A 19,980-nucleotide genomic window follows, 5' to 3' on the forward strand; every position below is an offset into this window, starting at 1 on the left:
ATGATATTCAAGGAGGGATAAGAATTGGAACGAAACGAATTGAATGCCTTTATTCAAGAACACGTTGACGATACTGATTTTACTGGTGGAGTCTCAGACACAGAAATAACAAAAGTCGAAAATGAACTAAACGTTGTGTTTCCGAGGAGTTATAAATGGTTTCTAAAAAACTATGGTTCAGGTGGACTCTTTGGTGTAGATATCCTAGGTTGTGGGAAATCAGCAATCCCATCTGTTGTATCAAATACTGAAAGACTTCGTAATCTCGGACTACCATCGGAATACATTGTAATTGAAGATTGTGACGAATTCTTTTATTGTCTTGATACAGGAAATTTATTGGATGGCGAATGTTCTATAATATCATGGGATAGAGTAGCAGGGTTCAGTGGGAAAAGAGCAAACGGTTTTTATGATTTTTTATCCGAAAGACTCAGTGAAGCTAAAGAAAACTGGGATGAAGATTTTTAAGTTTTAGTTAGTGGGGGCTACCCAGTGCCGAATGAATTCATCATTCAACCAATAAAAGACTTAACTCATTTAATACCCGTATGAAGATTTCTCAATTTCGGTTGCACGCACAGCAAATGTATTAATTTTATAACCTAAATAACGCTATTCCGTTACATCAAACAGGTCAATCATGGTCAGTTACCACCATGATTGACCTGTTTTTATTTGTTCCAATCTAAATAATCACCGTTTTTCAGATTCTTCAAATTACTTTTTCTAAAAATGGGTAAAATTTCTTTAACTTAAATCCGATATAGTTGATAAACTCAACCTATTTTTGGTTTTAAAATATTAATATGGATGAAATAGTGTTGTCTTGCACAACAAAAAATAAAATTCAGGAGTGAAAGAAGAAAAATGAAAATGCCATTAAGCATTAAAATTATGCTATTTATGATGGTGTTGTATGCCAGCATTACTGGTGCCGTCTACATAATAATTAAAAGCGCAATAGATTTTTATATCCCTCAAATCTATGGGTTTCCTGATGAGGGGACATGGGCGACAAAGATCGTTGATAATGTTATACATGATATGCCGCTTGAAGTAGGTGAGAGGATTAGGATACTAGCAGGAATACAAGTGGTATTTGCTATGAGCTTTATGATCTCACTCCTCCCTATTATTTTTATCAGCTGTAGGCTATATAAGCTTTCCATCATTTTTGTTTCTTTTTCAGCATTTTTCCATTGCTCGCTTAAGGGACCCGGCCTGCTCGCAGCAGCACTGCATATCATTGTGCTCATCGTCATTCTATGCAATAAACGAGCCAAGTCGTACTTGAAAAGAAAGCAACAAAAACTGCCTTCACCGGTTACGAGCGTGTAAATATTGAAAAGCAAAAGAACCGCTAACCCAGCAGGAGTCACTTTTCACGCGGGATGGCGGTTCTTTGGTGATAAACGTTTATTGCTAATCCTCTCGATATTCCCCGCTCAAAACTTCCGCCAACAGCGTGTTGTTATCCGTCTGCACCTCATCCTCGTCCCAATCCACCCGCAGATAACGCGGCAAGCGGAACATGTCCTCCAGCCGTTCTTCTGTCAGATGCTTCACGGGCACAAGCGGCTCTAGCGAGAGCACGTCGACCGGCCGCAGTGTAGCGAGGCAAAATCCCCAATCGATTGCGAATTCAACGATATAATCCCAGTGGTAAGGGGAAACGTGGAAACCCGCTGTTTTGACCGTTGCTCGAATAGCGGCAAGATATTCAGGCATTGTCGATACGATGGAGCAGGCGATTGCCATTGCGCCCCCGGGATTCAGCTTCGTCTTCAGCAGCCGATAGAACTCGACGGAGAATAGCTTGTTTAATCCAGGCGCATGGAAGGAAGGGTCGGGGAGGTCGATAATGATGACGTCCCAGCGATCGGTGCTATTCTCGACAAAAGTACGCCCGTCTTCTAATATAGCCGTCACGCGAGGATCGTTCAAAGAGCCGCGCGTAAAGGCGAGGAACGGCTCGAACGTCTTGCCCATCTCGACAATGATCGGATCCAGATCGACCGCAGTGACCGACTCTACCTCTTTATAGCGAAGCACCTCTCGGGCCGTAATGCCTGCGCCTGAGCCGATGATGAGCACCGATTCACGGTTGCGGGCCGCCGCCATGGGGACATGGACGATAGCTTCAGCGTATTGGTCTTCGGCTTTGTTGGTGCTTAGCATTTCGCTGCCATCAGCGAATAGATGATAGATGCCACAGGCTTCTGCGACGGCTATTTTTTGGTGGGGCGATTTTTTGCGCAAAATGATTTTGTAGTCGCCGTCCGGCTCTTCTTCTTCCATTATATAAGATTCGATCCAACGCTTTCTCCAATATAGGCTCACCCACACTGCAAGAACAATTAGGGCTCCGAAGGCGGCGCCTATTGCATATTCATTCACCGAACTTACTCCTCCTCTGGCTGTTTAGGCTTCAATAATAGATGGCCAAGCATCATCTTCATACGGTATGCAAAACAAAGCTTGAATGAAAGGATGATTCGCCTAATTGTGAACGATTTTGGAAGGATAGGATTGCCCGTTGACAATGATTATCACTAGCGAATATACTGCAAGTTGGATAGGCTTATGGAATGAACCGTAATCTTACAATAAATTCACAATGATAGAACCAATAGATATTATCAATTCGAGAGTTGCACAAGAGAGGATGTTCACGATGAAAGCTAGATTAACGTTTGCAGCACTTGTATTATCGATGTCGGTTGTTTTTGCAGGGTGCTCGTCTGATTCGAAGGAAAAGGAAACGGACAAACCGGCTGACACAGCACAGACGCAGACTGAGACGGATACGAAAGCGGCGGATGCGTCCGCTGATCTGAATGAGAAGCTGAAGGATGTACTGGCACAATATCGCCAATTCTCGATCGAACAGAACGATCTGATGATCGTAGAGACGGAGAAATTCGTTGCGGCAGTAAAAGGCGGCGACCTGGAAACGGCTAAGAGCCTGTACGCGCCAACGCGCATGTACTATGAACGGATTGAGCCGATTGCAGAAGCGTTGGGCAATTTTGACCCGGATATCGATGCCCGTGAAGGCGATGTAGACGATAAGGAATGGCGCGGCTTCCACCGAATCGAGAAAGGCCTCTGGGTCGATAAGAAAACGGCTGGCTACGAAGAGTATGCGGATCGCTTGCTTAACGATGTAAAGGCGATGCGTGCATTGATGGAAACGGTAGAAGTAGATACAGCGATGCTGACGACGGGCGCAGTTGAGCTGTTGAATGAGGTATCGTCCTCTAAAGTAACAGGCGAGGAAGAGCGTTACTCGCACACGGACTTGTATGATTTTGTAGCAAACGTAGAAGGTGCGAACAAAATCTATGAGCTGCTGAAGCCAGAGCTGGCGGAGAAGGATGCTGCACTTGAGAAAAGCATCGGCGACAAATTCACAGCGTTGAATGAGCTGCTTGCCAAATATAAATCAGGTGACGGCTATGTGCCTTACACCGATCTTAAAGAAGAAGATACGCGTGCGCTTAGCCAAGCGCTTGATGCACTGGCAGAACCGCTTTCCCAAATGGGCAAAGCGTTAGGGGTTTAATGACGAATGGCGGCCAACGACAATAAGAAGAGCGGTAGTGAAAATCAAGGCAAGCCGGGCATCAGTAGGCGCGATCTGCTCAAAATGGCTGGCATCGGCGGCGCTGGGCTGTTGCTTGGCGGTGCCGGCATCGGCACTTTGTTAAAATCAAAGGAAAGCAGCAGCGCTGCTGCTTCAGGTGCGCCAGCCGATGGCTACCATGAGGAAATTCCTTTCTATGGCGCGCATCAGGCGGGCATTACGACGCCAGCGCAGGATTTTGTCATCTTCGCATCATTCGACCTGTCCACCACGTCAATCGATGAAGTGCGCGAGCTGTTTAAGCAATGGACGGCTGCTTCGGCGGCTATAGCAAAAGGCCAGATGATTGGCGAAGATAATGAAAACCTGAACGTCCCCCCATCAGATACGGGAGAAGCCGCGGGGCTTCAGCCTTCCAAAACGACGCTGACGTTCGGCGTTGGGCCCTCGTTCTTCGATTCAAGGTTTGGCCTGGCAGGCAAGAAGCCGGCAGAACTCGCGGACTTGCCTGCTTTCAGCGGCGACGCGCTTCGCGAGGAATGGGTAGGTGGCGACCTTGGCGTGCAGGTATGCGCGAATGATATGCAGGTGGCTTTTCGCGCCATCCGCAACCTTACGCGCATCGCGCGCGGCAAAGCAACGCTGCGTTGGACGCAAGAAGGCTTCCAGCGTACGGGAGGCTCCGATCCTAGCGGCGGTACGGCCCGTAATCTAATGGGCTTCAAGGACGGAACAGGCAACCCGGATGTGAAGGACGGCGCTAAGATGAACGAGGTTGTCTGGTCGCAAGCGGGCGATGGGCAATCGTGGCTAGCGGGCGGCAGTTATATGATCGTCCGCCGCATTCGGATTCGAGTCGAGGTATGGGACCGTTCGACGCTGGGCGACCAAGAAGCAACCTTCGGCCGCCATCGCACGAGCGGCGCGCCGCTTGGCAGCACAGATGAATTCGAGAAGATCGACCTCGACCGCAAAGATGGGAAAGGCAAGCCAGTCATTCCGATGGATGCGCATGTACGCGTAGCGAAGGAAGATGGCGTTCAAATATTGCGCCGTTCTTACTCGTATTCCAGCGGGCTGGACAAGCGGACGGGACAGTTCGATGCGGGCTTGCTCTTCATTGCTTACAATCGAAGCTTGGCAAAGCAGTTTATTCCGATGCAGACGCGATTGGCGAAATCGGATGCATTGAACGAATATATCGAGCATAACGGGAGTGCCGTATTCGCATGCTTCCCAGGTGTAAAGGAAGGCGGCTACATCGGCGATACGCTGCTGTAGCACGTACGTGTGATGCAATTGTACAGACCGATATAACGGCTATAGCCGTTGTATCGGTCTGTGGCGGTTATATGGAGGAAAGGAAGCGACAGGAATGAGAAGTTGGGGGAAACGAGCAGGATCGGCGCAGGAGCAGGGGCAAAGGCAGGAATGGCGGAGGAAGCGAGGCGGATGGCTGGCTATTGTAGTCGCACTCATCATTGTTGTGGCATGTAACGGGGCGATAATGATGCCTTCATCTGCGAAAGCAGCTGCTTCGCAGGAGTTGAGCCAAGACCGCGTCAATCTGTTGGGTACGATCTTGCCGTTAGTCGGTGGCGCTTTAGTCGATATTGGCCGGGATGACCATGACGCCGCTGTGAAGGCTATAGCAGATGCGAAGGCGCAGTGGGAGGCGGTTGGGGCAGAACCACTGGAAGATATCGCGAAGCGCGTGAATGATGCCTTCGAAGCTGCGAGCAAGGCGATTGAGCAGTCGAAATCGGATCCAGCAGCGGCTAAGAAAGCACTGGCTGATTTAGCGAGTGCGGTTAATGCATATAAGAAAGCGGCAACGAAGAGCGATATACTCTCTGGACCGAAGGCGGCAGAGATGCTCGTGCCTCAGCTCAATGACCTGCTCGGGCATGTTCAAGGGGCAGACTGGTCGGCAGCCAATGCGGATTATCGCATAATAGAAAGCACTTGGCGCAAAATCGAGCAGCCGATCCGTGACGATAACACGAGCGTATATGGCAGCATTGAGACGAGCCTCAGCATGATTCGAATTGCGATGCGCGCTGAGCCGCCTCGTGCGGAGCAAGCGGCTGCAGATACGCAAACGCTCATTGCGTACCTGAACGATTATGCAGCACACAAGCTTGCTGCTGTTGCACCATCCGATTCGGAGCTCAAGGTCGCTGATTTGATCGCTGTGCTGGACCAAGCGGCGTCATTGGTGGAGTCCGGTTCAGCCGCAGAGGCGGAAGCGCAGTTGCAGTCGTTCATTCGCATGTGGCCATCGGTGGAAGGGCAAGTGTCGATCCGTTCCTCAACGGTTTACCGGGACATTGAGAACGAGATGACGGAAGCGCCTGGCTATTTGCTGGAAAATCCGCCTCAGCTCGATAAAGCGGAGGCGCTTATTGCAGAAATGAAGAGCGAGCTTCAGCCGTTCGTTGCGGATGCTAAATATACGGCATGGGATGCTGGAGCGATTTTGCTACGGGAAGGGCTTGAAGCGATTCTCGTCCTGTCGGCGCTGCTTGCTTACTTGAAGAGGACAGGCAATAATGCTCACCGCCGCTGGGTATGGTCTGGCGTATGGTCAGGGCTGCTGATCAGCGGGATCATGGCATTGGTATTGACCTATGTGGTAGCCAAAGCGTCCTCCGGCAGCACGCGCGAGATGATTGAAGGCTTCGCAGGCCTTGGCTCTGTGCTCTTGATGCTGACTGTCGGCAGTTGGCTGCATGGCAAGGCGAATATGCAAGCATGGAACCAGTACATCGACAAGACGATGGGATCGGCGCTGCGCCGTGGCAGCTTATGGTCGCTGTTTGCGGTCAGCTGCCTTGCAATTGCGCGCGAAGGCGCAGAGACGACGATTTTCTATATCGGGATGGCACCTTCTATTGCACCAAGCCAGATGGCACTGGGCTTCGGCGTTACGTTCGCGCTGCTCATTGCACTGGGCTACATCATCATTAAATTTAGCGTGAAGCTGCCGATTCGCTTGTTCTTCCTTACGGCATCGGTGCTGATCTACTATCTCGTGTTCCGTTTCTTAGGCGAGAGCATTCATTCGCTTCAGGTCGCGAGCAAGCTGCCTGCACATAGCGTGCCCGAGGTTCCGTCGATTAGCTGGCTGGGCGTCTACCCGACGTGGGAGACGGCCGGAGCGCAGGCTGCGCTGCTTGTCTATATTGTTGGGCAAGTGCTGGCTAGCCGTGTTCGTACGGCAAAGCGAATTGCGAGCGCGCCTTCACGGTAAATTGCATCATCATGCTTAGGCAGGTTAGGTATGGTATATGGGAGAGAACCACTTCATTTGGCGGCATGGCTGTAGGCTATTGCTGCTAAGTGAAGTGGTTTTTTTATGCTTTTATTCCAAAAGGGCGAAACCTGATGGCCAACTGGCGACTCTAATTACTATAAGGGAAAGGAGTTGCAGCAAGTGGAAGCCATTGAATTGGTGCAAGAAGCGAAAGCGGGATCGCGTGAAGCGTTCCTATCGCTCATTCGAATGAATGAATCGTTCCTCTATTCCATCGCACAGGGCATTCTGTCATCTAAGCCGGATACATTCGATGCGATTCAAGAAACGATTTTGAAGGCATACAAAGAAATCGTCAAACTGCGGGAACCGGCCTATTTTCGAACATGGCTTGTACGGATATTGATTAACGAGTGCAGGCGAGTCGCCCGCCATAACCGGAAGGTGATCCCAGTAGAGCAATTATACGAGCAGCGGGCGCCATCTTATGCGCTGGAATCGGATTTGGAGCTAATGGATTTATTGGATGGGCTGGATATGGAGCATAAAGAAATCGTCGTGCTGTATTACTTGGAGGATTTGCCGATTAAGGAAATTGCCGCGATTGTGGAGCTGAGCGAGAATGGCGTTAAGTCGCGGCTGCACCGCGCTAGGCTGAAGCTTGCTGTACTGTTGAAGGATCCCGTGCTGAAGGAGGAGCTCCAATGAAACGAACCGAGTGGGACAATCAGTTGTCTGATCGGCTGCGCAAGCAACGGCGGGACGTTCCGGCCGAAATCCATGAAGGAATCGAACGTGTGCTGGCTTCCTTGCCAGAGCGTGAGTGGGAGATGGGCGGGAATACGAAACCACGGAGGCTCTATCGTTCGTGGGTTGCGGCCGCATCCGCATTGCTCTTGTTAGCGGGCTCCATGTTCATTTTTACAGGATCGAACTCATTCGCGGAAGCGGTGAAGCAAAAGCTGCATTCGATCTTCTATGATAGCGGCACTCCAGCGCTCGTTGAGGAAGGCAAGAACCAGAATGGCGAGATGGGCGTTTTGTTGGAAAAGTCGGATAAAGGCTATACGCTGCGTGTTCATGAAATTATGTATGATGGCCAGCGTCTATCCCTCAGTTACTCGTTGGCGAAGCAAGTCGGCAAACCACAGTCACAGTGGATCAAGCCGATATTCAAGCTGGATGCTTCCATGAAGAAGGGCAATCCGAACATTATCGGCACAGATAGCGGCAACGCTGGTGGCGATGAGAAGCTTGGCATCGTGAACTATTATTTTACGGGGGATGCGCCAGAGCAATTTAATCTCAAAATCAATGTGCCAGCACTCGTGTTTGACTTTCATGACGTAGCCAAACAGTCGCTGTACCAAGGCAACTGGAGCTTTGAAATCCCTGTGAAGAAGAAGGGCGAGCCACTGAGAGAGGTCGCGAAGGCGGAGCTTCCGAAGGCAGATGATCAAGGCGTGCATTTTGAGGTGAGGCAGGTTCGCATGGCTTCCCGTTCGACGTTATGGCGGCTTTACTGGGAGTATCCGAGCGAGCTGAGGCCAAGTCCGCTCCTTAAGGGTACTCCTCGATATGGAATGAACTATGTGCTGGAGGCGGCGGGCAAGAAGCTAACGGTTTCCCTGGATTATACGAGTGGCGGGAGAGTGCAGCGGGATGGGAAAGTTGTGGACGGCATGATGTACGAAATGGCGATGTTCGTCACGGAGCAATTGCCGAAGGGCGTTAAGGAAGTGACGGTTACGCCAATCTTGCTGAAGATAACACAAGGAGCGAAACTTAACAAACCTAACTTTGTCGAAACGCCGTTGCAATCTTTTGTTTTGAAGGTGCCGATTTGATTGGATTGTAAGGAGAAGGGGTGTCCCAAAAGCCACGACGGCTGAGGGGCAGCCCTGTTTTTTTTGCACGATTCCCCACCGTTGGACACAATGCGTAATAAAACAACTATCTAATGGAATAATGCACATCGCTTTGTAAGCGATTTCAAAATACGATTAGGAGGAAGTCCAATTTTTAGGGGAGGTCTTGCCTTCATGGCTAGATTGAAAAAATGGTTAGCTGGCGTAATGGCAGTAATGCTGCTGATTGGCTTGCTGCCTGCTTATGTGGCGGAAGCTGCGGCTGGCGGTGGCGGTGCGGCAGCATCGGATTATGTGAGAATCAGAAACCACTGGCAGAACAACTATTTGTATGAGTCATCCGATGGCGTGGTGCGATATGGTTTTACGGCTTCAACAGACCAGTCATCCCAATGGCTAATTACAGAAGAGAATGGCAATAAACGAATTCAGAACCGCAAGACGGGCCACTATATTACGCTCGCGGACGTAACGAAGCGCCGCGATGCGCTGACAGCCCGCGAAATTACGGTAAGCACGACAGCTGACCAATGGCTGATCGAAGCAGCGAGCAATCCGAACAATGTGCTTATCAAGAGCGCGACGGTTGCTTCCTCCGCTAATCTTGCGGTCCACGTGGAAGACCAGCTCGGATTTGCTGAGGTAAGCAGTGACATTAACGTGTCCTTTGACAGTCCGCAATGGCGGCTTGAGCCTGTGAAGGAGCTGCAGCCTGTACGTATTATCAATGAAGAGCGCGCTGGGCAAGCTTTGTACGCGAAGGCGAATGCGGAAGCGCCTGCCCGTCCGGACGACCAAATCGCATTCGGCAAAGTTGATGCTTCCGACACGAGTTCGCAATGGTATTTGGAGCCGGGCAGCAATGGCAATTACCGGTTGCTGAACGTTGCGACGGGCCATTATGTGACACAGTTTGATGGCGGCGACTACTGGCGCCCTATCGAGATGGGCACGACAAGCGATCCGCTTAAGCAAGAGTGGAGCATGCAGCCTGCCCTTAATTTGCAGGATCAGCCTGTTCCCGGATTCGTGACGTTTGCAAGCGCGTTTAACGGGAACTATGTGCTCAATTCCCAATTCCCAGGCGATACGTTCGCACGTTCCAACGACTGGTCGAATGCCAAATTGGCGAATGCCCATTGGAGAGTCGTTCCGGTATATGACGTGAGGCCGGTACGCATCGTGAACTTCACGACGGGCAACGTAGGCACTGATTATTTGTATGAAGAAGGCGGCGTTGTGAAGCATGGCGCGCTTGGCGCGGCGAATGCGGACAATGCGCGTTACCAATGGATCGTCGAAGATTATGATGGAGCGAAGCGCATTCGTAATGCGGAAACGGGCAATTACGTGCAGGCGGGCAATCCGTTAACGCTTGCTCCGGATGCAGGGAATGGCGCGGCAGGCGACCAATGGGCCATCCAAGCGTCGACACAGTACGATGATTACGTGACGATTAAGAGCAAGGCTGGCGCCGATACGTATTTGAACGTGGCGGCAGGTGTAGATACGGCTTTATCGGATGTGGTAGATCCGCTGTCGAACGGTGCGCAATGGCTGTTGGAGGATCCAACGGTTCCGACGGATGGTTCGCCGCAGTATGTGCGCATCCAGAATGAATGGCAGCCGTTCGTATTCTATGAGGATGATAACGGCGATTTGAAATACGGCAATGCGCGTACTGACCAACGGGACCAGTGGGTGATTGAGAAATTTAGCGGACGCAAGCGGATTAAAAACCGCGCGACGGGCCATTACATCAACATGCAGTCCATGCAGGATGGCCACCTCCGCGTAACAGACGTACAGGATAGCTGGACGAGCGCTGTATGGATTATCGAGACTGTCAGCGGCGGCGCTAGGCTTATTCATAGCGTGAACGATCCAAGCTCCGGCGGAGAGACCGACCGTCTCATTAATTTGCAGAATTTGACCAAATACGCTGAGTATTCGGTAATGAACCGCAACTGGGGCAGTCCAAGATGGCGTTTCATCAACGTCGTGGATAACCGTCCAACGAACGTGAAGCTGATCAACAAGAAGACAGGCGAAGCGTTGTATGAGGAAGTATCGGTCTCCGATCCAACGGAAGGCACGGTCAAGTATGGCGATGCCGCAACGGCTGATCCAACATCCACGTGGTTTGTAGAAGATGCAGGAGACGGTTCGATCCGCCTGAAGAACTTGACGACCGGCCATTACATCGCCATGCAAAACGTTGGCGATACGGATGTCAATTTGGATAGCCCGCCGCAAGCGCTCCAAGCGCTTGGTACAATCTATCCAACATGGGGCAGCGCGAAGTGGCTGATGGATACGACGCAGGATGCAGGCTATGTTGCCCTTCGGAGCGCCTGGGCTGCCCACTTCGTGAAGACAGAGGATGCCGACGGCGCAGTGAAGGTGAGCAAGGCCGTCAATCAGAACGGCACCTTCGACAGCAGCGGCCAATTCAAGCTTGAGCCTGTTGCGGCTGCAGCGCCACAAGTGCCTGCGGGCTACGTCCGCATTCGCAACGTGTTCAATCAGCAGTACTTGTATGAGAACCAAGGCGGTGTTGTGCTGTATGGCAACGCTGAAGCATCCAACGGGTACTCCCATTGGAAAGTCGTAACGAACAATGGCGTGAGCCAGTTGGAGAACCGTGTTACCGGCCATGTAATGGCAATTAGCGGCGACTATCGGTATATCCAGAGCGTGCCGTCCACTGGCGTAGGCAGCAACCCAGCAGCATCGCAGTGGGCAATTGAAGCGTCCGCAGATGGTGCGAGCATGTTGATTCGAAGCTTGGATGGCGCTTATAACGATGAGTATATCAATGTACAAAATTCCGCCGGTTACGCGGAACGCGGGTTGTATCCGGTAGCGTTCGGCTCGCTGCAATGGCAGTTCTCGGAAGCGCCTGACGCGTTCGAGACGCCTCAAGGCGTGGCACCGCGCAACGAGGTAACGGCGACGCCGGCACAGGCGGAGCGTAATGAAGTGCGGATTGCGGTGCAAGCTGATGGCGCGCAAGCGCCGAAGTATTTGGCAGAAGCGAACGGAAGCGTGTCCTTGTCGGGCGATAGCTCGTCGAGCAATGCAATCTGGCTTGCGTATGATTTCAACGGAAGAAAGCTGCTTAAGAACAAAGCAACGGGCCATTTATTGGCGCAAGGAAGCGGCGAGGCGCTCACTGGCGCGGCAGCTTCACAGGCGACTGACGTAGCGGCTCAGTGGACATTCGACGATAAGGCGGGCTACCGCACGATTCGCAGCGGAACAGCAGCGCAATCGCTGCTGGCACATAGCAACGGCGCCGTTTCGCTTGCGGCATCGGATGCTTCGGACGATATTTTGTGGTCGTTCCAGCCCGTTGTTTCTGATGTTGCTTATGAAGCGGAGAACGCGTTCGTAGGCAGCGGGGCGAAGGTATCTAAAGCGGAAAAGGGCTTTACTGGTGAAGGCTATGTAGATGGCTTCACGGTTATAGGGGCAAAAGCATCGTTTGCGGTTAATGCGCAAGCAGCAGGCAGCTATGAAGCTGTTGTCCGCTACAACAATCAGGGTTCGGCAACACGTGCGTTGAATGTGTATGTGAATGGTGAGCGTACGCAAACGCTGCAATTGGCCGTTTCTAACGGCTGGGCGGATGCTAGCCTTAACGTAGCTCTTCGTGCAGGAATCAACTCCGTTTCGCTGCAGCAAGACAGCGGGGATACAGGCAATGTGTTGCTGTTGGACAACTTGACGGTTAAGGGCAGCATCGCGCCTGATTATCGCGGCGCAACTGTTCCATATATCACGTACGAAGCGGAGCACGGTACGACGACGAATGGAACGGTGCTGGAGCCTTCCCGCGCCTACCATGAGGTAGCGGCGGAAGCATCAGGCCGGCAAGCAGTGCGTCTGGACCAAACCGACGAGTACGTATCGTTCAAAGCAGCGAAGGCTGCGAATTCTATCGTTGTCCGGTTCTCTACTCCAGATAGTGCGGATGGCTCCGGGCAGTCTGCAACGCTGGGGCTTTACGTGAACGGGCAGTTCCGCCAGAAGCTGGAGATGAATTCCAAGCATGCTTGGGAGTACGGCAGCTATCCATGGTCGAATGACCCGAACCAGGGCAGCGCGCATCGCTTCTTCGATGAGATGCATGCGCTTGTCGGTGACATTCCGGCAGGAGCGACGGTTACGTTGAAAAAGGATGCAGACAGCACGGCAGACTATTATATCGTCGACCTTGCTGAGCTGGAGCAGGTGGCTGCGCCGCTTGTGAAGCCTTCCGATTTCTTGAGCGTGACGGATTATGGCGCTGTTGCAAGCGATGGCAATGACGATACGGCGGCATTCCAAGCTGCTTTGGAAGCAGCTAAGCAGCAGCATAAAGGCATTTGGGCACCACAAGGGGAATTCGAGCTTCGCGGCGACCAAATCGTGCTGAACGATGTGACGATCCGCGGTGCGGGCATGTGGTATACGCAGCTGACGGGTGCTCGCTTCATGGGCAAAGGCAATAATATTCAGGTTTATGACCTGCTCGTTGACGGAGATATCAACATTCGTGACGACGAAGCGCACACGCATGCTTTCGAAGGCGCCTTTGGACCGGGCTCGGTTATCCAGAATGTATGGATCGAGCATTCCAAAACCGGCCTTTGGCTGACGAAGCTGAAAACAAGTGATGATTACACGGATGGGCTCTACATGCTGGGCCTTCGCATTCGCAATTTGATGGCGGACGGCATCAACTTCTGCGTGGGCACGAGCAACAGCATGATGGAGCAAAGCGATATTCGTTATCCGGGTGATGACGGCATCGCGATGTGGTCGGCAGAAGGGCGCGCAAGCATTAACAACACGGCGCGGTTTAACACGGTTGCATTGCCTTGGCTCGCAGACAACATTGTCGTGTTTGGCGGCCAAGACAACAAAATCCAAGACAATATTGCGAAGGATACGATTACGAACGGTGCAGGCATCGCCGTATCGACGCGCTTCAATCCGGTTCCATTCTCCGGCACGACAATCGTTGAGCGCAATACGCTCATTCGCACAGGCAGCTACGACACGGGTTACGTGACGGATCTGGGTGCAATCTGGGTATTTGCAGGCGAGAAGGACTTGGACGGAAACGTCATTATTCGCAACAACGTGGCACTCGACAGCACGTATCAAGGCCTTAGCGTTCAAGGCGCATACAAGATGAACAATGTATTGATTCAAGATCTCGTGATTGACGGTACGGGAACGAAGGGCGTAGCCGTATCGAGCGCTGTAAAAGGCGGTTTGGTTGCAGATAATATTATCGTGCGCAACGCTCGAATCGCGGATGTAACGAACAGCTCCAGCAACTTCGAGCTGCGCGAGCAGAATGAAGGCTTTGCGAATGTAATGAAACCATTCTCGGCCAAAGCAAGCGACGGCACGGCAGGACGTTTCGTGGTTCAAGCTGGCAGCACGCTTGCAATGATAGTTTTGGGAGCAGCCGGAGCTGATGTTACGGCAGACGCATCATTTAGCGTTGGAGACGCAAGTGTGGCATCGATCCAGCCGAGTGGGGTTCTGACCGGAAGGGCTGCAGGTGAGACGACGGTTGAAGTAACCGTTCAAGGCAATAAACGGACGTACTCGCTTCTAGTTCTGCCATCGGATTCACAGCCAAGCTCTGGCGGTGGAGGCGTTATTGGAGGGATCGGCGGAAACGGCAACGCAACGGCAGCGAACGATAGCAAGCTGCTTGCTTCCAACGATTCGCAAATCGTCTTCACGATCGATGATGCTGCTGCTGCGAATGGAGACGGTACGGTAGTGTTCTCTGTAGATGCTATTCTCAAAGCAGCGGCGGACCATCCGAATGCGGCAATCGTCATTCAGAACGGCACGGCAACGTACCAGCTCCCGCTGTCGGTTGCCAAGCAACTGTTGGCTGGCACTTCGATTGCAGATAAAGATGGTGCAACTGTTACACTTTCGATCGATTCGTTGGGAAATGCGTCGGCAAGCAAGCTTGAGAAGGATGCGAAGCGCCAAGGCTTGCATGTAGTGGGAACGCCGATTGTGTTTGGCGTTACGCTGCAAGCAGATGGCCAGCAGCAATCGGTTAACAGCTTGGGCCGCCACTTCGTAACGCGTACAATTGAAGTTGACGGCGTACTGGACGCGAAATCCGCAACCGTACTCGTCTATGATGAAGCAAAGGGAACATTTAAGTATGTGCCGGCGACCTTCGCAACGGCAGGCGGCAAGACGACCGTTACGATTCGTGGCGCAAGCAACGGTGTATATGTCGTTGCTACGAATGTGGTATCCTTTGACGACCTTACGAACCACTGGGCGAAAGCACTAATTGAGAAGCTCGCGTCCAAATGGATTGTCAATGGCGTATCCGATTCAATGTTTGCACCGAACCGTTCCGTTACGCGTGCGGAGTTCGCTGCATTGCTCGTTCGGGCGCTGGGCCTGCAAGTGGGTGAAGGCGGCAGCAAGAGCAGCTTTAGCGACGTAGTGGGTACCGCTTGGTACGCGGGCGATGTGAGCATCGCTGCCCAATTCGAGCTGATTCAAGGGTTTGCCGATGGCTCCTTCCATCCGGGGGACTCAATTACACGGGAACAAATGGCAGTCATGATTGCCCGTGCTTATGAATTGGTTGCTGGCAAAGCAACAGCAGCTGGCAGTGCGCCAACCTTCTCGGACAGCGGCAGCATTCATGGCTGGGCATCCGATGCAGTAGCGCTTGCTATTGAGGCTGGCATTATGCAAGGCAAATCAGAGGGCCAATTCGCGCCAAGCCATTTGGCTACGCGCGCGGAAGCCGCTGTTGTCATCGGACGCATGCTGCAAGCATTGCATTTGATGGATTAACGGATAGGTGCAAGAAAAGGACATCCCAATAGCCGCTGAGGCTGTTGGGATGTTTTTTGCTGCGTGCTCCTTGGTAGGTCCTTGAGCGAATAGGGCCGAAAAAAGTACCCTATCCGCCCGGAAGCGGGCGAAACGAGCGAATAGGGCGTAAAGTTGATAAACAATGGTAAACTAGAAAACGATAGCGTGAGGAAAGAGGGGAGTCAGCATGAGCAAAATCAGAAGTGTGATGTGGACCGTGTGCGTGATGGCAGGTATTGTTATGTTTCATGCCGCGTGTACGTCGAGCAGCGAACCGACAGTTAGGAATGAGCAGCAGCAGGTGAAAGACCAAATCAAAGCCCAAGCCCAAGCCCAAGCCCAAGCCCAAGCCCAAGCGCCTCAACTAATGTCAAAGACATACGCGGATGGCGACATTACGATCAAGTATCCGCAGCTATTGGGCATGGAGGATGGCGATAAGCAGCAAGCGATAAATAAGCTGTTGCAAGATAATGCATTAGCCATATTGAAATCATACGATGAGGTGCAGGGAAAGCTGTCACTCGAAATATTGTATACGATTGCGTGGCAAAGCCCCCAACTGTTGAGCATTGAATACATAGGCGACGACTATGTTGAGGGGACACCGCATCCGAACAATCTTTTTTATACGACGAATGTCGATTTAGACAAGGCGGCGATTGTACGCCTGGAAGACGCATATGAAATAAATGAGGCATTCATTGAACGTTTGAAAACTGGCAAATTCGATGTGTTGAGCCCTGCATTGCTCACAAATGAACAAGTAGTGGAGCAGTTGGAGCAGTATACGAACGAAGAGTGGGTGAAGCTGCTGAAGCGGGCTGATTCGCTTGATAAGATCGGTACGGATAAACAGTCGGAAATCTATAGCTTCTTTATGAAAGAGAAACTAGGCATCAGCTTGCCCGTTCCGCATCCGGCCGGGGACCATGTCGAGATTGGGATTCCGTACGCGGACCTTATGCAATGGAAGAAACGGGATTTTCAATAGATCAAACAACAAAACGGAGACGCCTCAGAGCGTCTCCGTTTTGTTGTCTTGCACGAGCTGGCGCTTTCGGCGGATTCTTTTGCGAACCCACAGAAACACAAGGACGAGCGGCACAGCGATAGCAAAAATATAAAGCGAAACGTTCTTCATCATGCCTTCAGCCGATCGGCCGTATAGGTAGAAGAGCAGGCCTACGACATAGAACTTGACTGCCCTGCCGATTGCCGCATAGGCGATGAGGCGCCATAGCGGAAACTTTAGCGTTCCGGATAGGATCGTGAATACCTTAAACGGTATCGGTGTAAAAGAGCCAAGAAGAATGGCGGTTTCGCCATTTCGCTGGAACAGCTTGGTTGCGGATTCGACCCAGCTTTTTTTTAATATTTTGTACAATACAGCACTCCCGAGCGACCGCCCGATCCAATAACCGACTGGCGTCCCGAGCAAACATCCGATAAACCCAACCGTGGCAAGCCATAAAGCGTTGGAGGGATTTACGAGGCTTAATGGAATTTGCAGGAATAATGCTGGGATTGGGAAGATAACCGCATCAATAAAGGAATGGATAAATAAACCGAGTGCGCCGAACTCCATCAGAAAATCCAAAAAGTTTTGTATCATTGTGCGTGGCCCCTCTTCTGCGCTCCGTTCATGCTACGCGTATGGCGAGCTGTTGTAGTTGTTTTTTGAGCATTCTATGTTATACGTGAATTCCGGGCATCGGTTGCAATAAAATGTTAAAGTTAAAATTTGGGTGAGAAATATCAAAATAGAATAGAGAACGGCAGAACCATATAGCATAATTTTCCTATGAAATACGGCGAACCCAGCTGTGAAGAACACCTTCGATCTGAATATTACGGAGAATAAACCATTTTCCGAAATGCAGTTTGCAGCGAAGGAAGGGATGCTGCTTTCCATCGATGCCATTAAGTCGGGCAACATGACGAAACTGAACGGCTTCATTGATGCACTCTATGCAGGCGATAACTAACAGGACTTGATCGACGGCGCTACAGCCGCTGCAGTAAATCGGCGATAAGCTGAAGCTAGACTACATTTCGTTCTACTAAAATTTTACGTTGCAGCAGGCTCTCTATTCCTAATAATGGGATCGGAGGGCCTGTTGTCCGTTAACCCAACAATACGATGCAGCCGGTATGTTACAATGAGGGATAACAGTTTGAACAGAAAGAGGCGAACTTAACGACATGGAACCGACGGAGCAAATGATGTGGCGCCAGGAAGCGGAGCGGCTGGCTTCGGATAATAACCGGTTGGAGCAAAGTTGCATCGCGCTGCAGCAGGAGTTGGCTAAATGTAAGGAGGATCTGGCACAAGCCCGGCGTGAGCTGGCAAAGCTTCGCGGCCGCAGCGGCACAGCGGGACGAAATTCGGAGGCGATGTCGACGATGGCTTCAAGGCTGCGCGATGCGCTGCGGGAATAGTGGGCAGCTAGGCTGAGTGGAGCGGCATTGAGGATGAACATAGATAGAGGAGAAACGGAGGCAGTCGCTGCATACGATGTTGCCGTAGAGAAAGGATTATGCCTGACGTGATAGATCAGCATGAACAGATAGCGGGAATTCAGCAGCTGCATTATGTGTACACATTCGCTTGCCATGAGGATGAGGAGGAGCTATGCGGGCTGGAATTGCGTACGCTGCTCGGCGCTGTCCCGCGTGGGCGCGCAATTGAGAGCACCGTTGGCGTACTGCCATCGCGAAGCCCTTTTATTAAGCTGCGAATAGCAATAGAAGCGGAGAGCGCTAAGTTAGAAGGGCTAATCGAGCTTGCAGCTGAGTATGCCCTGCGAGAGGGCCAAACGTTCAAAATCGTCTACGCAGGCACAGAGCAAGCCGGCGCTCCCCAGGCAGCCTTTGAAGAGCGGCAAGCGATTGCTAGGCGAATTGGGGCGGCTATACGCGGAACGGCTGATTTGAAGGAGCCGGATCGGCTCATCGGGGTGGCTTATGCTAATGGCCGATGGGTGCTTGGCGAAGCGATTGAAGGGGAAGCGGTGTGGCTGAAACATAATCGCAAGCCGCAGCCGTATTCAACTGCGCTAAGCACGCGAGTGGCGCGAGCCGTCGCTAACATAGCCGTGCCGAAGCCGCAAGGCCTAACAGCTGTCGATCCTTGCTGCGGAATCGGCACCGTCGTCCTTGAAGCGTTGTCGATGGGCATCGACATTCGGGGCTATGACCGTAACCCGTTGGCGTCACGCGGTGCGAGAGCGAACCTTGCGCATTTTGGCTATTCCGCTGAGCTTGCGTCGAAGGCGGATATGTTTACGCTTGAGGGGCGGTATGATGCAGCTATTTTGGATTTGCCATACAATCTTTGCTCCAAGCTGCCTGAAGAAGAGGAGCGGGCGATGCTTGCCCAGTTGAAGCGATTGGCACCGCGGGCAGTCATCATTGGCACTTCGCCATTGGAGGAAAGGCTAGAGCAAATCGGATGGGTGGTAACGGACAGCTGCCAGGTTCGGAAGAGCGCGTTTGTCCGATACGTATATTTGGCAGAGCGGGATTGAACGGAGTTCGCTTTGCATGGCCGCAGCCGGATACCGTTCACGCTATGGCTGAATAATTTGGGCAGCCCCGAATGAAAGCGGTCGCGTTCTTCACATAATGAAGATAAGCAATCACAATTCACGATGAGTCGATCTCAGCATGGAGGTATGGAAGATGGCAATGGCAGCGGATCGCAACCAATTGACCGTATATTTGATGGCAGGCGTAGCGACTGCGAATCAGATGTTTACCGAATGCCGGCGCAAGCTGGAGGAGATGCTCAGCAGGGCGGAGTTTGAGAAGCCAATCGTACATGTGCTGTACCCTTATGGCGACGATAGCCGCAGCCGATTGGCGCAGGTGCTGGAGGTTGGCAGCGACCTGTCCAATCGCATTCATCTGAGCCGGGTCGGCGGCCGCAAGGCAGCGGAAGGGATTCAGCGTACGTATAAAGGGAAAGGCCCAGTGCTCATGATCGGGCATAGCGGCGGCGGAATAGCAGCCTATCAGGCGGCGGTAAAGCTGTATCGCGAAGGCACATTGCCTGATTTTCGCCTTGTCCAGATTGGCTCTCCCCGCATTCGCGTTATGCCGGAGCTGAAGCAGCGAATCAGTTACTTTCATTCGGTAGATGCAGCAGGCAAGCTGACGGACCCGATTAGCCGAATCGGCACTTGGGGCGGCTGGTCAGGCGGCGGCAAAATGCTTATTCCGCACTGGAATGTGTGGAAGTATGCACCCGGCTATATAGAGGGGATTGAGGTTGTTGGCGGGCATGCGGACTATTTTAAACATCAAAATCCATTCATAGATGGACAGGCCATATGCAATCTGGACAAAACGATGGATCGTGTTCGGCAATGGTTGAAAGGATGGATTTGATCCGATACACT

Annotated in this window: 15 protein-coding genes; 13 read left to right on the forward strand and 2 right to left on the reverse strand. The window is 51.9% G+C overall.

The window, feature by feature from the left end:
- Positions 1-24 precede the first annotated feature (24 nt).
- Together GON22_RS18090 and GON22_RS18095 are read left to right on the forward strand one after the other, a co-directional pair.
- Positions 25-471 (forward strand): SMI1/KNR4 family protein, encoded by a 447-nt coding sequence (locus GON22_RS18090; RefSeq protein ID WP_160397515.1) that lies wholly within the window; start codon positions 25-27, stop codon positions 469-471.
- 399 nt (positions 472-870) lie between these two features.
- The gene (locus GON22_RS18095) at positions 871-1,341 is read left to right on the forward strand and encodes a hypothetical protein (protein ID WP_160397516.1); all 471 of its coding nucleotides are present in this window, start codon (positions 871-873) and stop codon (positions 1,339-1,341) included.
- Positions 1,342-1,425: 84 nt separating this feature from the next.
- Here the strand turns inward: GON22_RS18095 and GON22_RS18100 are convergent, their stop codons facing one another.
- Entirely contained in the window at positions 1,426-2,400 is a 975-nt protein-coding gene (locus GON22_RS18100; protein WP_160397517.1) for a spermidine synthase, read from the reverse strand.
- Positions 2,401-2,677: 277 nt separating this feature from the next.
- Here GON22_RS18100 and efeO point away from each other — a divergent pair, with 277 nt between their 5' ends.
- From efeO to GON22_RS18135, 7 genes are all read left to right on the forward strand, one after another.
- On the forward strand, positions 2,678-3,568 hold the full coding sequence (gene efeO, locus GON22_RS18105) for an iron uptake system protein EfeO (RefSeq protein WP_160397518.1): 891 nt from the start codon (positions 2,678-2,680) through the stop codon (positions 3,566-3,568).
- 6 nt (positions 3,569-3,574) lie between these two features.
- Complete coding sequence (gene efeB / locus GON22_RS18110; protein WP_160397519.1) at positions 3,575-4,870, forward strand: iron uptake transporter deferrochelatase/peroxidase subunit; 1,296 nt, start codon at positions 3,575-3,577, stop codon at positions 4,868-4,870.
- 94 nt (positions 4,871-4,964) lie between these two features.
- On the forward strand, positions 4,965-6,842 hold the full coding sequence (locus tag GON22_RS18115; RefSeq protein ID WP_160397520.1) for an FTR1 family iron permease: 1,878 nt from the start codon (positions 4,965-4,967) through the stop codon (positions 6,840-6,842).
- A gap of 183 nt (positions 6,843-7,025) precedes the next feature.
- Complete coding sequence (locus GON22_RS18120) at positions 7,026-7,553, forward strand: sigma-70 family RNA polymerase sigma factor (RefSeq protein WP_160397521.1); 528 nt, start codon at positions 7,026-7,028, stop codon at positions 7,551-7,553.
- A complete protein-coding gene (locus tag GON22_RS18125; RefSeq protein WP_160397522.1) occupies positions 7,550-8,692 on the forward strand; it encodes a DUF4179 domain-containing protein in 1,143 nt (380 codons plus the stop codon). The genes GON22_RS18120 and GON22_RS18125 overlap by 4 nt, the downstream gene beginning before the upstream one ends.
- A 195-nt stretch (positions 8,693-8,887) precedes the next feature.
- Positions 8,888-15,556: an S-layer homology domain-containing protein gene (locus GON22_RS18130; RefSeq protein WP_160397523.1), complete on the forward strand. Its 6,669-nt coding sequence runs from the start codon at positions 8,888-8,890 to the stop codon at positions 15,554-15,556.
- A 208-nt stretch (positions 15,557-15,764) separates the two neighbouring features.
- Complete coding sequence (locus GON22_RS18135; protein WP_160397524.1) at positions 15,765-16,571, forward strand: DUF4163 domain-containing protein; 807 nt, start codon at positions 15,765-15,767, stop codon at positions 16,569-16,571.
- Positions 16,572-16,595: 24 nt separating this feature from the next.
- Here the strand turns inward: GON22_RS18135 and GON22_RS18140 are convergent, their stop codons facing one another.
- Positions 16,596-17,192 (reverse strand): YqaA family protein, encoded by a 597-nt coding sequence (locus GON22_RS18140; RefSeq protein ID WP_160397525.1) that lies wholly within the window; start codon positions 17,190-17,192, stop codon positions 16,596-16,598.
- A gap of 211 nt (positions 17,193-17,403) precedes the next feature.
- Between GON22_RS18140 and GON22_RS18145 the strand changes: the two genes are divergently transcribed.
- The 4 genes from GON22_RS18145 (at position 17,404) to GON22_RS18160 (ending at position 19,969) form a co-directional block, all read left to right on the forward strand.
- Complete coding sequence (locus GON22_RS18145) at positions 17,404-17,565, forward strand: hypothetical protein (protein ID WP_160397526.1); 162 nt, start codon at positions 17,404-17,406, stop codon at positions 17,563-17,565.
- A 217-nt stretch (positions 17,566-17,782) separates the two neighbouring features.
- Positions 17,783-18,019, forward strand: coding sequence for a hypothetical protein (locus tag GON22_RS18150; protein ID WP_160397527.1), 237 nt, complete (start codon positions 17,783-17,785; stop codon positions 18,017-18,019).
- A gap of 98 nt (positions 18,020-18,117) precedes the next feature.
- The gene (locus GON22_RS18155) at positions 18,118-19,107 is read left to right on the forward strand and encodes a TRM11 family SAM-dependent methyltransferase (protein ID WP_160397528.1); all 990 of its coding nucleotides are present in this window, start codon (positions 18,118-18,120) and stop codon (positions 19,105-19,107) included.
- Between the two features lie 154 nt (positions 19,108-19,261).
- On the forward strand, positions 19,262-19,969 hold the full coding sequence (locus GON22_RS18160; RefSeq protein WP_160397529.1) for a hypothetical protein: 708 nt from the start codon (positions 19,262-19,264) through the stop codon (positions 19,967-19,969).
- The last annotated feature ends 11 nt before the right edge of the window (positions 19,970-19,980 follow it).

This window comes from Paenibacillus sp. MMS18-CY102 (assembly GCF_009789195.1).
In the GTDB taxonomy this organism is placed as follows: domain Bacteria; phylum Bacillota; class Bacilli; order Paenibacillales; family Paenibacillaceae; genus Paenibacillus_T.

What these genes read in the sequence shown, in the direction of transcription:
- GON22_RS18150 (WP_160397527.1), top strand. Translation starts at nt 17,783, where the DNA reads ATGGAACCGACGGAGCAAATGATGTGGCGCCAGGAAGCGGAGCGGCTG.
- GON22_RS18095 (WP_160397516.1), top strand. Translation starts at nt 871, where the DNA reads ATGAAAATGCCATTAAGCATTAAAATTATGCTATTTATGATGGTGTTG.
- GON22_RS18115 (WP_160397520.1), top strand. Translation starts at nt 4,965, where the DNA reads ATGAGAAGTTGGGGGAAACGAGCAGGATCGGCGCAGGAGCAGGGGCAA.
- GON22_RS18125 (WP_160397522.1), top strand. Translation starts at nt 7,550, where the DNA reads ATGAAACGAACCGAGTGGGACAATCAGTTGTCTGATCGGCTGCGCAAG.
- GON22_RS18140 (WP_160397525.1), bottom strand. Translation starts at nt 17,192, where the DNA reads ATGATACAAAACTTTTTGGATTTTCTGATGGAGTTCGGCGCACTCGGT.
- GON22_RS18160 (WP_160397529.1), top strand. Translation starts at nt 19,262, where the DNA reads ATGGCAATGGCAGCGGATCGCAACCAATTGACCGTATATTTGATGGCA.
- efeO (WP_160397518.1), top strand. Translation starts at nt 2,678, where the DNA reads ATGAAAGCTAGATTAACGTTTGCAGCACTTGTATTATCGATGTCGGTT.
- GON22_RS18130 (WP_160397523.1), top strand. Translation starts at nt 8,888, where the DNA reads ATGGCTAGATTGAAAAAATGGTTAGCTGGCGTAATGGCAGTAATGCTG.
- GON22_RS18155 (WP_160397528.1), top strand. Translation starts at nt 18,118, where the DNA reads ATGCCTGACGTGATAGATCAGCATGAACAGATAGCGGGAATTCAGCAG.
- efeB (WP_160397519.1), top strand. Translation starts at nt 3,575, where the DNA reads ATGGCGGCCAACGACAATAAGAAGAGCGGTAGTGAAAATCAAGGCAAG.
- GON22_RS18135 (WP_160397524.1), top strand. Translation starts at nt 15,765, where the DNA reads ATGAGCAAAATCAGAAGTGTGATGTGGACCGTGTGCGTGATGGCAGGT.